This is a genomic window from Streptomyces sp. NPDC051172, assembly GCF_040682555.1.
Classification (GTDB): domain Bacteria; phylum Actinomycetota; class Actinomycetes; order Streptomycetales; family Streptomycetaceae; genus Streptomyces.
Map to the genome: position 1 here is coordinate 21659 of NZ_JBFBBE010000011.1, position 12758 is coordinate 34416.

At 70.7% G+C, this 12758-nt stretch carries 9 protein-coding genes; 4 read left to right on the plus strand and 5 right to left on the minus strand.

Annotation, left to right across the window (positions count from 1 at the left end; all coding sequences use genetic code 11):
- Positions 1 to 80: 80 nt before the first annotated feature.
- Complete coding sequence (locus tag AB0N07_RS08955; protein ID WP_365833553.1) at positions 81 to 1256, minus strand: MFS transporter; 1176 nt, start codon at positions 1254 to 1256, stop codon at positions 81 to 83.
- Between the two features lie 166 nt (positions 1257 to 1422).
- Between AB0N07_RS08955 and AB0N07_RS08960 the strand changes: the two genes are divergently transcribed.
- On the plus strand, positions 1423 to 2961 hold the full coding sequence (locus tag AB0N07_RS08960; RefSeq protein ID WP_365833554.1) for a CYTH and CHAD domain-containing protein: 1539 nt from the start codon (positions 1423 to 1425) through the stop codon (positions 2959 to 2961).
- 146 nt (positions 2962 to 3107) lie between these two features.
- Positions 3108 to 3890: a VOC family protein gene (locus AB0N07_RS08965; protein ID WP_365833556.1), complete on the plus strand. Its 783-nt coding sequence runs from the start codon at positions 3108 to 3110 to the stop codon at positions 3888 to 3890.
- A 563-nt stretch (positions 3891 to 4453) separates the two neighbouring features.
- Here AB0N07_RS08965 and AB0N07_RS08970 read toward each other — a convergent pair.
- From AB0N07_RS08970 to AB0N07_RS08980, 3 genes are read right to left on the minus strand one after another with little or no spacing between them, the layout of a single operon-like run.
- Positions 4454 to 5722 (minus strand): sugar ABC transporter permease, encoded by a 1269-nt coding sequence (locus tag AB0N07_RS08970; RefSeq protein WP_365833557.1) that lies wholly within the window; start codon positions 5720 to 5722, stop codon positions 4454 to 4456.
- 5 nt (positions 5723 to 5727) lie between these two features.
- Positions 5728 to 6507 (minus strand): ATP-binding cassette domain-containing protein, encoded by a 780-nt coding sequence (locus AB0N07_RS08975; RefSeq protein WP_365833558.1) that lies wholly within the window; start codon positions 6505 to 6507, stop codon positions 5728 to 5730.
- Between the two features lie 38 nt (positions 6508 to 6545).
- The gene (locus AB0N07_RS08980; protein ID WP_365833559.1) at positions 6546 to 7634 is read right to left on the minus strand and encodes a substrate-binding domain-containing protein; all 1089 of its coding nucleotides are present in this window, start codon (positions 7632 to 7634) and stop codon (positions 6546 to 6548) included.
- A gap of 251 nt (positions 7635 to 7885) precedes the next feature.
- Between AB0N07_RS08980 and AB0N07_RS08985 the strand changes: the two genes are divergently transcribed.
- Together AB0N07_RS08985 and AB0N07_RS08990 are read left to right on the plus strand one after the other, a co-directional pair.
- The gene (locus AB0N07_RS08985; RefSeq protein WP_365833560.1) at positions 7886 to 10420 is read left to right on the plus strand and encodes a SpoIIE family protein phosphatase; all 2535 of its coding nucleotides are present in this window, start codon (positions 7886 to 7888) and stop codon (positions 10418 to 10420) included.
- On the plus strand, positions 10417 to 11499 hold the full coding sequence (locus tag AB0N07_RS08990; RefSeq protein ID WP_365833561.1) for a substrate-binding domain-containing protein: 1083 nt from the start codon (positions 10417 to 10419) through the stop codon (positions 11497 to 11499). The genes AB0N07_RS08985 and AB0N07_RS08990 overlap by 4 nt, the downstream gene beginning before the upstream one ends.
- Before the next feature lie 23 nt (positions 11500 to 11522).
- Here the strand turns inward: AB0N07_RS08990 and AB0N07_RS08995 are convergent, their stop codons facing one another.
- Complete coding sequence (locus AB0N07_RS08995) at positions 11523 to 12647, minus strand: glycosyl hydrolase 53 family protein (protein WP_365833562.1); 1125 nt, start codon at positions 12645 to 12647, stop codon at positions 11523 to 11525.
- Positions 12648 to 12758: the final 111 nt, after the last annotated feature.

The window sequence follows — 12758 nt, forward strand, 5'->3', positions numbered from 1 at the left end:
GACCGGCCCATCGGGTGACTGCTCTCGCCTGCACCTGTGAGCCGAGGGTGCGGTGCAGTGGCCGTGAGCCGGCCGTCGAGTCAGCCGCCGGTGGTGCGGCGCGTCGCCGGCCCGATGAGCGCGGCCACCGCTGCCAGTGCCGCGACGCTGGTGAGGGCGGTGGGCAGGGAGAACCAGTCGGCCATGAAGCCGATCGCGGGCGGGCCGAGGAGCATGCCGCCGTAGCCGAGGGTGGAGGCGGTCGCGACGCCGCTCGGGCCGGCGAGCATCCCGGCGCGTTCGACGGCGACCGGGAAGAGGTTGGCGAGGCCAAGTCCCGTGACGGCGAAGCCGATCAGAGCCGCCCACAGGGAGGGCGCCAGGGAGCCGGCCAGCATGCCCAGGGCGGCGGTGGCGCCGCCCGCGACGACCGTGCGGGTACGGCCGAGACGCTCGAGCAGGGTCGTCCCCGTCAGTCGGCCGACGGTCATGGCGAGGGCGAAACAGGAGTACCCGAGCGCCGCGGCTCCCGCCGAGGCGCCCAGGTCCTGTTCGAGGTGCAGTGCACCCCAGTCGGCCATGGCCCCCTCGCCGTATGCGGTGCACAGGGCGATGAGACCGAAGACGGCGACCAGCCCGCGGCGACGGCCGTCAAGGCGGCGCGGACCGTCCTGCCCGGAGTCGCCTGCGGGCTCGGGCGGCTTCGGTGGCTGCTGACGCCGCAGAGAGCGTCCCGCCACGGCCGTCACGACAAGGCCGACGAGGGTCAGGCCGAGAAGGTGCCGGGTCGGGGAGAGGTGCCCGGCGACCAGCCCGCCGAGCCCGGCGCCGAGCATGCCGCCCAGGCTGAAAGCGGCGTGGAAGCTCGGCATGATCGGCCGGCGCAGGGCGGCGACGAGGTCGACGGCCGCACTGTTGAAGGCGACGTTGATCCCGCCGTAGGCGGCGCCGAAGACGAGGAGAACGGCGCCGAGCGCGACGGCCGAATGGGTCAGCGGCGGCAGGGCGACGCTCAGGGACAGCAGGATGCCGCAGATCACGGTGACGGCGTGGCTGCCGTAGCGGCGGCACAGCCGTCCGGTGAGCATCATCGTGATCACGGCGCCGGCGGACACGCCGAGCAGGGCGAGCCCGAGGGCGCCGGCGGAGGCGCCGGTCTGTTCCTTGATCGCGGGGATGCGGACGACCCAGCCCGCGAAGATGAAGCCGTCGAGGGCGAAGAAGACGGTCAGGGCGATGCGGAGCCGGGTGAGGTCGGTGTTGTTGCTGCCCGGCACGACGTTGTGCGTTCGGGATTTGTTTATTTGCGGCACAAAATAACGCTAGGGGGATGCAGGGAGCAGGGCAAGGGATTTGCTCCGCCCGGACAGGTGGTCCACCGACGAGGGCGTTCCTGGAGCCCTGCACGGGTTTGAGTCGGGCTGAGGTGTCTACGCGATGGGTATGACCCAGTCGAAGCGTGAGACAGAGCGAAAGTACGATGCTCCGTCGGCCGAGGACACCTCGTGGCTCCCGGAGCTCACCGGCGTCGGCGACGTCGCGGCGGTCGTGGAAGCGGGCACCGACGACCTGGACGCCGTGTACCACGACACCGAGGACCTGCGGCTGGCCCGCGCGGCGGCCGCGCTACGACGCAGGACGGGCGGGCCCGACGCCGGCTGGCACCTGAAACTGCCCCTGTCGCAGGACAGCCGGGAGGAGGTGCAGGCCCCGCTGTCCGAGACGGTTCCGGACACCCTGTGTGAGCTGACACTCTCCCGTACCCGCGGGGCAGAACTGATGCCGGTCGTGCGCATCCGGTCCACCCGCCGCACACGGCACCTCGTCGACTCCGAGGGCGCGGTACTCGCCGAGCTGACCGTCGACCAGGTCCGCGCGGAGTCCCTGCGCGGCATGACCACACTGGCCGCCTGGACCGAGATGGAGGTCGAGCTCGCCGAGGACACCGAAGTCTCGCTGCTGGACCTCGTGGACAAGGCACTGCGCAAGAACGGCATCGACCGTGCGGCCCGGCCCTCCAAGCTCGCCCGGGCCCTGGAGGAGACCGGAGTGGGCGGGGTGCGACTGCCGGACACCGGCGCTGCGATGGTCGAACCCGGCTCGGCCGGGGACGACGTCCTCAGGTACCTGGGCGAGCAGGTGCGCACCCTGGTGCACCTCGATCCCGCGGTACGCCGTGACGTACCCGACTCGGTGCACCGGATGCGCGTCACCTGCCGCCGGCTGCGCAGCAACCTGCGCTCCTACCGCTCGGTGCTGGATCGTGAGGTCACGGAACCGATCCGCGACGACCTCAAGTGGCTGGGCGGCGAGCTGGGCGCGGAGCGCGACCAGGAGGTCCTCTTCGAACGGCTCGGTTCGCGCATCGAGGCCCTGCCCGCGGAGCTGGTCCTCGGACCTGTCACGGCCCGGCTGAAGGCATGGAACGTCGCCGGCACCGACGAGGCGCACCGGCGCTCCCTCGCCGCCCTGCGCACCCCCCGCTACCTGGGCCTGCTGAATTCCCTGGCCGAACTCACCGAGCAGCCGCCGCTGCGCCGCAAGGCCGCTCGCACACCGGAGAAGGTGACGGCCGAGGCGATCTTCAAGGAGTACGACCGGCTGGCCGGCCGGGTGGCGCATGCGCTGGAGCTCTCCCCCGGGGCGGAACGCGACGTGGCCCTCCACGAGGCCCGCAAGTCGGCCAAGAAGACGCGCTACGCCACCGAACCGGCGCGTGCCTCGCTGGGCAAGAAGGCAAAGCGGCTCGGCAAGCGTGTGAAGGCCGTGCAGAAGGTGCTCGGTGACCATCAGGACAGCGTCGTGGCCCGGGACGCCCTGCGGAAGCTGGCTGTCGCGGCGCACGCCGCGGGCGAACCCGGTTTCACCTGGGGCCTGCTGTACGGCCAGGAGCAGTCCGTGGCCGCAGACCGCGAACGCGAACTGCCGACCGCATGGGCCGACGCGTCGAAGCCCGGCCTGCGCAAGGCGCTCGCCCCCTGACGCGTGCCCTGCGCAGGCGCCCGGCCGGATGCGGGACGCCTGCCCGGGTGAAACCCCCTGGGCCTGTGGGCCTGTGCACCGAGCCCGGTCCGAACGAGGCGGCATCGTGGCGGAGTCTCGACACCGGACTTCGTAGGAGGAAACGCATGCTCGGCACGGACTTCCGCACCGGATCACCCAACTGGATCGACCTCGGCAGCCCCGACACGGACGCGGCCGCCGCCTTCTACGGCGCCGTCTTCGGGTGGCGGTTCGCGTCCGCAGGGCCCGAGGCCGGCGGATACGGGTTCTTCCAGAAGGACGGGAAGACGGTCGGCGCCCTCGGCCCGCTGAGCGAGGAGGGCGCCGGGCCGGCCTGGACGACGTACTTCCAGAGCGACGACATCCACGCCACCGCCCGCGAGGTGGTGGCCGGCGGTGGCGCCGTGCGCGTCGAACCCACGGACGTCATGGGTGAGGGCTGGATGGGCCAGTTCACCGATCCCCAGGGCGCACAGTTCGCCGTATGGCAGCCCGGCAGGACGAAGGGTCTGGAGAAGGCCTCGGAGGACGACACGCTGGTGTGGGTGGAACTGCACGTCGGGGACCCGGAGGCGGCGATCCGCTTCTACGCCGGTCTGTTCGGCTGGCGTTCCCAGGAGATGCAGGCACCCGGGATGACGTACCGGGTGCTCAGCATCAAGGACGGCGACCAGCAGGAGGGCTCCTTCGGCGGTGTCGCCCCGCTCCAGGGCGAAGGCGAGGAGACGCGCTGGGTGCCGTACTTCGCCGTGGCCGACGCCGATGCCGTCACGACGAAGGTGCAGGAGAACGGCGGGTCGGTGCTCATGCCTGCCTCGGATGTGCCGGACGTCGGCCGGATCGCCTGGCTGGCCGACCCGGCCCAGGCGGTGTTCGCCGTGCTGAAGCCGAACCCGCGGCAGGAGTGACACCACCTCAGGTGCGTGCCGGAGGCCTGCCGGGCCACCTCCGCGGCCTCGAAGTGCAGGGCGTCGTGAGCGGTGTGCGGCTCGGTGTACGTGAGTTGCATGCCGCTTCCCGCCTGGGTGAGGACCAGGACGCCGGTCTGGTGGAAGGGCCCGGGCGGACTCGGGGTGGCACGCGTGCCGGCGATGGTGGCCGTGGTGGGGGGTGTCCCTGAAGAGGGTGGGGGGCTGGCCGTTGACGCCCGCGGGGTGCGGCCGGCCGGAGGCCACTGGTTCGGCCGGGGCGCCGAGGATGCCGGAGTCGAGGATCTGCCGGACGACGTCGAACCTGGGGACGACGAAGCTCCACAGAGCTTCCGCGCAGAACAGGACGCGTCCCGAGGCCGGTTGGGCGACCTCCGCGGTCTGGGCGGCGTTCAGGGCGAGTGGCTTCTCCACCAGCGTGTGCTCGCCGGCCCGGAGGGAGATGCGGGCGCAGGTCCAGATGGGCGGTGTGTCCCGTGGCGACGTGGGCGACAGCCCCGGCGAGTGCGGTGTCAGGACGTATCGCCAAGAAAGCCGAGGTGTCAGGCCCGCCCGTGTGCCTCCTGCGAGCGTCGTGACAGTGCGTCGATGACCACCGCGGCGAAGAGCACCCCGCCCGTGATGACGAACTGGATGGCCGTGGGGGTGTCCGTGATCGCCATGCCGGACGCGATCGACTGGATGACCAGCATGCCGAGCACCGCGGACCAGGTCGTACCGCGTCCTCCGAACAGACTGGTGCCGCCGATGACGGCGGCCGCGATGGCGTTGAGCAGCAGGACGCCCGATCCCGAGCTCTGGCTGACCGAGGTGATGCGCGAGGCGAGGAACAGGCCGCCGACCGCGGCCATCGTCCCGGAGACCGCGAGCACCGCGGTCTGGATGCCGATCACATTGAGGCTGGCGCGACGGGCCGCCTCGACGCCGCCGCCCAGTGCGTAGACCTGCCGGCCGTAGTGCGTGTGGCGCAGGATGATGTCGAGGCCGGCGACCACCACGAGGAAGACCAGAAGGGCGAGCGGCAGCCCCTGGAACCGGTTGAGCAGATACGCCGTGGTGAAGGCGACCACCGCGAGTCCTCCCGCTCGTACCACGATGTCCCGCAGTGAGCGGTGCGGCATACCGGCGGCCATGCGGCGGCGCCGGTCCAGGTACGAGATCAGGAAGACGAGGCCCGCGCAGAGCGCCGCCAGGCCGTAGGCGACGGCGGCATTGGTGAAGTAGTAGTTGGTCAACTCGGCGACCAACCCGTTCTCGTCGAGGTTGACCGTGCCACTGGTGCCGAGGACGTAGAGCATCAGGCCGTTCCAGGTGAGCAGCCCCGCCAGCGTGACGACGAAGGCCGGTACCCGGGTCTTGGCGCAGGAGAAGCCCTGGAGGGCTCCCGCCGCGGTGCCCGCGAGCACCGCGAGGACCAGGGCGATCCATTCGGGCACGCCGTTGTTCACGTTCAGCACGGCGAAGATCGCCGCGGCGAAGCCGCTGATCGAGCCCACCGACAGGTCGAGTTCACCGAGCAGCAGCACGAAGACGATGCCGACCGCGATCAGCCCGGTGCCCACGATGTCCACGCTGAGATTCGACAGGTTCCGGGGCGAGAGGAAGTTGTTGTTGAGGGACTGGAAGATGATCCAGACCGTGGCGAGGACGAGGACCACGGGCAGCGAGCCCAGTTCACCGGCGCGGAACCTGCGCCGCAGCAGGTCGGCCCCGTTCTTCACGGCGACGGCGAGGGCCGCCCGGCCGTGCGGTCCGCGGGGCTCGGCGGCTGTGGCCTCTTCGGCCCGCGTGTTGTCCGTCATGCGGCGCATCCCTTTCACCACGCCTCGTGCGTGGCCGGCCGACGGGGCACGTTCTCCGTGGCGCCGGTGATGGAGGAGATGATCTGTTCCTGGGAGGCGGTGTTCACGTTGAAGAAGCCGTTGTTGCGGCCGAGCCGCAGCACGGCGGCCCGGTCCGCGAGCGCTTTGACGTCCCCCATGTTGTGGCTGATGAGCAGCACTCCCATGCCGCGGTCACGCAGCGAATCGACGAGGTCCAGGACCTCGGTGGTCTGCTCGAAGCCCAGTGCCGCGGTCGGTTCGTCCAGCAGGAGCACCCGGGGCTCGCCGAGGAGCGAACGGGCGATGGCGACCGTCTGGCGCTGGCCGCTGGACAGGGAGACCACCGGGGCGCGCAGCGCGGGGACGGTCCTGGTGAGACGTTCGAGCAGCTCGATGGTGCGGCTCTCCATCGCCATCTCGTCGAGGAACCCGAACCTGCGGATCTCCCGGCCGAGGAAGAGATTTCCGACGACGTCGAGGTTCCCGCACAGCGAGAGGTCCTGGTAGACGGTGGCGATGCCGAGGTCCCGGGCGTCGTGCGGGCGCCTGATGTGCACCGTGCGGCCCTCCCACTCGATGACGCCCCTGTCCGCGGGGGCGACGCCGGAGATCACTTTGACGAGGGTGGACTTGCCGGCCCCGTTGTCGCCGAGCAGGGCGACGACCTGGCCGGCGTGGATCTCCAGCTCGACGTCCTTGAGGACCTCGACGGCGCCGAAGCGCTTGCACACGCCGTGCAGCGCCAGCAAAGGGGAATCCGGCACTCGGAGCATCTCCTTCCCTGGGCTCGGACTCGGTCGAAGCCGGTTCGTCAGGTCAGTCCGGACCTGCTGCAGGCGGCCTGGAGCCGGGGGACGCAGATCTGCCGGACCGTGTAGAAGCCGTCCTTGACCAAGGTCTCCTTGATGTTGGCGGCGGTCACGGACACGGGGGTGAGCAGGACCGCCGGAACGGACTTCCCGCCGCTGGTCGTGACCTTGTCCTTGGCGACCTGCCCGAGGTCGGTCCGGCGTGCCGCGGCCACGGCCATGGCGGCGCCGGCCGAGGCCTCCGGGCCGAAGGGCTTGTAGACGGTCATGTACTGATCGCCGGCCACGATGCGCTGCACGGCCCCGAGTTCGGCGTCCTGCCCGGTGACCGGGGGCAGCGGGGCGACCTTGTTCGCCTTGAGGGCGGAGATGCTGCCGCCGGCGAGACCGTCGTTGGCGGAGTACACCCCCTGGATATGGGCCGCGCCCAGGGCGGCGATGGCGCCGGACATGTTCGTGTTCGCGATCTCCGGCCGCCACTGGGTTGTGTCGTACGCCTTGCCGATCTTCACTCTCCCCGTGAGCACGGACAGCGCGCCCTTCTTGAACGACACTGCGTTGGGGTCGCTGGGATCGCCGTTCATCATGACGATCTGGGGCAGGTGGCTGTGCTTGCCCATGGCCTTCAGCAGTGCCCTGCCCTGGAGCCTGCCGACCTCCTCGCCGTCGAAGGAGACGTAGCCGGAGACCGGGCCCTGCGCGAGCCGGTCGTAGGCGATCACCGGGATGTTCGCTCGAGCCGCTGCCTGCACCGACGTGGCGAGCGATCTGGCGTCCACCGCCACGAGCAGGATCGCATCGACGCCCTTGGCGATCATCGAGTCCATCTGCTCCTGTTGGAACGCCACATCATTCTTGGCGTTGGCGTACTCGATCGTGCACTGCCGGCACAGCTCCATGATCTTCTTCTCGAGCAAGGGCCTGTCCTGTGTCTCCCAGCGGGCCGTGGTGGCATCTGGCAGCAGCAGGGCGATCTTCGGTGCGTTCCCCGCGTCGGAGTTGTTTCCGGTGCCCGACCCGCAGGCCGATACTGCAACGGCCGCCGAGACCGCGGTCATGACCATGGCCGCGCCCCGTACGCAGGCCTTCATGTGCGAGACCTCCCTCCGAGCGCGGGTCGGGTGGTCACGCCGGCATGCAGATCCAGAAAAACACTGGTCGCTGCCCGCACGCGGCGACACCTGGCCCTCTCACGTGAGCGGCAAGACGACCATGCCGTCAGTGTGGCACCGGCTACGGCGATCTGCGAATGCAGTGGCGGTTTGCTCGGATATGCGATTCTGTTGTGGGGACGCCCGATCTCAGCCGCATCCGCGGCACGGACGGGAGGTAGGTTGCGGACATGCCTGAAGACGGCGGTGCTCGGGCCGGAGTCTCTCAGCTGCGGGCATCCGGCGCCGATGCCGCGGACGCGGGCGGACTGCCCGCGGTGCCGGAGGCGGCAGCGGGCGAGCGCGCTCTGGCCTTCGCCGGAGCGGCCATGGCAGCCGTCTATGTGCCCGCCGGTGACAAGGATGAGCTGCAACTGGCGGAGACGGTCCGCTGGGCCGTTTCCGACCACCGGCTGCCCGAGTGTCTGCCCCTGTCCGGGGGCTCACCCGCCGCGCACGCCTTCCGCACCGACCGGCCGCTGTGGCTCACCCCCGCGGAACTGGCCGCCTACTCCGAGGGCGCGCCCACCCCGCCGCACACGGAGGTCTCGCTCGGCGCCCTGCCGCTCGAGGCGGACGGCAGCAGGCTCGGCTGCCTCGTCGTCGTGGGCGCCGGTGCGGACGGCTTCGAGGACGAGCAGCGCCGCTTCCTGGAACGGTACGCCGATGCCGTCGCCGGTCTGCTGCTGGCCGCTGCCGGCCGGTCCCCGCCGTCGCCGCTGCTGGGTCCCGCGCTGCAGAGTCTGCGCGTCGGCTCGTTCGTGCTGGTGCCCGACACCGGCCTGATCGACGCGGACGACGCCCTGCTCGAACTCCTCGGTATCACGCCGGCCGACTTCGACGGCAAGGCGGACACCCTGCTGGCGCACGCCCTGCCCGAGGACATGCACGCACTGGTGTCGGTCCTGGAACCGGCTCCCCAGGTGTTCGGCCGGCGGGAGCTGGAGTTCCGGGTGCGCGGCCCGACGGGAGAGATGCGCTGGCTGAGCCTGAGCTGCCGGGTCGTGGCCGCCACCGACGACCAGCCCGAGCAGGTGCTGGGCGTGGTGACGGCGACCTCCGTGCTGCGCCGCGGCCCCGACGACGTCTCCAGGATCCAGTGGCTGACCGCCGCACTCGACGATGCCACCACCGTCCGTGACGTCGGCCGTGTCGTGGTCACCGCGCTGCGGGAGCCGCTGGGCGCCGACCGGGTGGCCCTCGCGGAGCTGCAGGGCGACCGGCTCATGGTCACCGTGCTCGATCCGCCGCAGCCCGCCGCGTGGCCGCAGGCCTGGCGCGCCGAGTGGCGTACCGAGTGGCCCGACGCACCGGTCAGCGCCCTGCCCACCCTCCAACTCGCCCTGCGGGACGGACGGTTGGACCTGTGGTCGGCCGGCACGGCCTTCGAACCGAACCTCGCGGGCGTCGGCGACGGAGGCCTGGCCGTCCTGCCGCTGCCCGCCAAGGGTCGGGTCGCCGGCCTGTGCTTGGTCGGCTGGGACCAGCCGCACGAGTTCGCCCCCGACGAACGGTCCCTGCTCACCGCCACCGCGGCGCTGGTCGGACAGGCTCTCAAACGAGCCCATGAGCACGACGCCGAGCAGGAACTCGCGACGATGCTCCAGCGCAGCCTGCTGCCCCGGCGGCTGCCCGAGCTGCCCGGCGGGACGGCCGTGGCCCGGTATCTGCCCGCCAGACGGGGGCTGCAGGTCGGTGGCGACTGGTACGACGTCATCGCCCTGTCCGAGGACCGGGTGGCCCTGGTCATCGGCGATGTGCAGGGGCACAGCGCGGGAGCCGCGACCATCATGGGCCAGATGCGTACGGCCGTCAGGGCCTACGCGGTGGAGGGCCACCCGCCCGACGTGGTCGTTTCCCACGCCAACCGCCTGCTCGTCGGAATGGAGACCGACCTCTTCGCCACCTGCTGCTACGCCGAACTGGACCTGGAGCAGGGCAACACCCTCTTCGTCCGGGCCGGGCACCTCGCCCCCCTGGTGCGCCATCCCGACGGCAGCACCGAGGAGATCGAGGTCGAGGGCGGACTCCCGCTGGGCGTCCTCGACGAGGCGGAATTCCCCATGACCGCGGTCGAGTTGGCCCCCGGCACGGTCCTCGCCCTGGTCACCGACGGCCTGGTCGAGGCTGCCGACCTGCCCCTCGACGAGGGCATGAGCCAGACGCGCAGGGCGCTCGCCGCGGCCGATCCGGCGGATCTGGGGTGCATGGCCGACCAGCTGCTCGGCGACGTCGGCCGCCGCGAGGACGACGTCGCGGTGCTGCTGCTGCGCTACGACGGCATGGGCACCCGGCCGATCAGGGCCGGCTGGGTGGTGTGGCGGCTGCCCGACGCCGTCATGCACGCCCGCCGCTTCACCGCCCGCACGCTGCGCAAGTGGCAGGCCGAGGACGTGGCCGACGCGGTCCTGCTGGTGGTGTCCGAGCTGGTCACCAACGCCCTGGTGCACACGCAGGGCCCGGTCCGCCTCGATCTGATGCTCCGCGGCGACCGGGTACGGGTCTGCGTGGGCGACTCCTCGCCCCGCGCCCCCGCCAAGCCGGTGATCGTGGACTGGGAGTCGACCGGCGGCCGCGGCCTGCTCCTGGTCGAGGCGATGTCGGAGTCCTTCGGCTCGATGCCGGTGGCCGGCGGCAAACAGGTGTGGAGCGAGATCGTGCTGCCGGGAGGAGCACCGGCGCCCACCGACTCGGGCCCGGACACGGAAGGAGGGGGCCGGCCGTGAGAACCCGTGTGTGGCAGGTCGTCGCCGCGCTCGTCGCGGGACTCCTGACGATGTCCCAGGCCGCCTGCGGAGGAGACGGCAGGGCGGGATCGGGCAGCTTCACCGTCGGTCTGCTGCTCCCGAGCCGATCGGTCCCCCGCTGGGAGCACTCCGACCGGCCGCTGATCGAGAAGCGGCTGAAGGAGCTGTGTCCGCGCTGCACCATGCAGTACGCCAATGCCGAGAACGACGCGGACCGGCAACGGCAACAGGTGACCTCCATGATCACCACCGGGGTCAGGGTCCTGATCCTCGCCGCCGCCGACGCGAAGGCGCTGCGTTCCTCCATCGTCGAGGCCCACCGGGCGAACATACCGGTCGTCGCCTACGACCGGCTCGCGGAAGGCCCGGTCTCGGGCTACGTCAGCTTCGACGGAGCACAGGTCGGCAGGCTCCAGGGCGAGGCCCTCCTGAAGGCGATGGACGGGCGGGCGAACAGCAGCCAGGTCGTCATGCTGAACGGCGATCCGACCAGCCCCAACGCGGCCTGGTACAGAAAGAGCGCCATGTCCGTCCTGGCGGGCAAGGTCAGGATCGGCAGGTCGTACGACATCCAGGGCTGGAGCACGGACGACGCCCACGCCCAGATGTCCGCCGCCGTCGCGGCCCTCGGCCCGGACCGGATCGGCGGGGTCCTCGCGGCCAACGACTCCATAGCAGCCGGCGCCGTCTCCGCACTCAAACTCGCAGGCGTCAGGTCACTTCCCCCGGTCACCGGTCAGGACGCGGACCTCGACGCCGTACGGCGCATCGTCGTGGGCGAGCAGTACATGACGGTGTACAAGCCGTTCCGGGCGGAGGCGGATGCGGCCGCCGCCATGGCCGTTGCGCTGGGGCGTGGCGACGATCTGGGCAAGGTCGCCACCACGACGACCGACAGCCCCACCACCCGCCGTATCCCGTCCGTGCTGCTCACCCCGAGGGCTGTCACGGCCCGCACCATCGAGCGGACGCTCGTCAAGGACGGCGTGTACACCGTCGACGAGATCTGCACGCGGGCGCTCCGGCCCGCCTGCCGGCAGGACGGACTCGCGCGGTAGGCGACGTCAAGGGCTGTCCGCCGTCACGGAGTCCACTTGATGTTCGGGTTCACCTGGCCGGTCCAGTTGAAGGTGGCCATGTTGTCCCAGCCGTCCCCGCTGTTGTTGATGTCGGCTGGATCCCATCCGTTGCCGGGGACCGCGTACCAGGTCGGCTCCCAGTAGAAGACACCGATCGCGCCCGCGCTGCGGGCCGTGTTCTGCACGGCCGTGAAGTCGGCCGCCTGGCCCTGCCAGGTGAGGGGGTGGCCCGAGCAGCCGGAGGTCACCGAGTTGGCTGTGCCGTCCGCGTTCCCGGTGGTGAACGGGTATGCCGTCTCGGCGATGATCACATCCTTGCCGTAGCGGGACTTCATGTCGGACACGACGCTGCCCATGGTGGACAGCGTGCCGTGCCACATGCAGTAGTAGGACAGCCCGGTGATGTCCCAGTCGACGCCCTTGGCCTTGATGCCGTCGTAGAACCAGCGGGCATGCGCGTCGCTGTCCGCGTCCGCGGTGTGAATGACCACCCTGGTGTCGCTGTTGCATGCCTTGGTCGCGTGGTAGCCGGACTTGAGAAGCAGGCTGAGGTTGGTGAAGTCGTTGTTGATCACCTTGCCGTCGTCCCACAGCATGCCGACGTTGATCTCGTTGCCGATCTGCACGCTGTCCGGAGTCGTGCCCTGGGCCTTGAGGCTGTTGCAGACGTCGTACGTGTAGTTGTAGACGTCGGTCTGCAGCCGGCTGATGCCGTGCCCGGACCAGGCCGCGGGCTTGTACTGCTTGCCCGGATCCGCCCAGGTGTCCGAGTAGTGGAAGTCCACCAGCAGTTTGAGGCCCTTCGCCTTGACCGTCTTCGCGTACGCCAGGACCTTGGCCTTGTTGTTGTAGCCGCCGGCCGGGTTGTTCCAGATCCGCAGGCGGACGTAGTTGACGCCGGCGCCCTTGAGGATGTCCAGCGGGTCCTTGGCGTTGCCGTTCGCGTCGTAGTACTTGGCGCCCAGGTCGAGTGCCCGCTGTGCCGTCGAGACGTCGGCGCCGAGCATGCTGAGCGAGCCCGCCGCGGAGGCGCTCGTCGGCGTGGTGAGCATGGCCGCCGGCAGCGAGGCGGCCAGTGCGAGCAGGGCGGCGACCTTCATGGTGCGCCTGGAGCCGTGCACGGACATCCCGATCTCCTTTGACCCGGCGTCGAGTTGACGAGAGGCAGATGCTGAGAACGTGCACAGTAAGGGACGTTGTTGTCATGGGCAATGCAAAGCGCAAGGCGGCCGGGAAGG

What these genes read in the sequence shown, in the direction of transcription:
- AB0N07_RS08970 (WP_365833557.1), bottom strand. Translation starts at nt 5,722, where the DNA reads ATGCGCCGCATGACGGACAACACGCGGGCCGAAGAGGCCACAGCCGCC.
- AB0N07_RS08975 (WP_365833558.1), bottom strand. Translation starts at nt 6,507, where the DNA reads ATGCTCCGAGTGCCGGATTCCCCTTTGCTGGCGCTGCACGGCGTGTGC.
- AB0N07_RS08995 (WP_365833562.1), bottom strand. Translation starts at nt 12,647, where the DNA reads ATGTCCGTGCACGGCTCCAGGCGCACCATGAAGGTCGCCGCCCTGCTC.
- AB0N07_RS08980 (WP_365833559.1), bottom strand. Translation starts at nt 7,634, where the DNA reads ATGAAGGCCTGCGTACGGGGCGCGGCCATGGTCATGACCGCGGTCTCG.
- AB0N07_RS08960 (WP_365833554.1), top strand. Translation starts at nt 1,423, where the DNA reads ATGACCCAGTCGAAGCGTGAGACAGAGCGAAAGTACGATGCTCCGTCG.
- AB0N07_RS08985 (WP_365833560.1), top strand. Translation starts at nt 7,886, where the DNA reads ATGCCTGAAGACGGCGGTGCTCGGGCCGGAGTCTCTCAGCTGCGGGCA.
- AB0N07_RS08965 (WP_365833556.1), top strand. Translation starts at nt 3,108, where the DNA reads ATGCTCGGCACGGACTTCCGCACCGGATCACCCAACTGGATCGACCTC.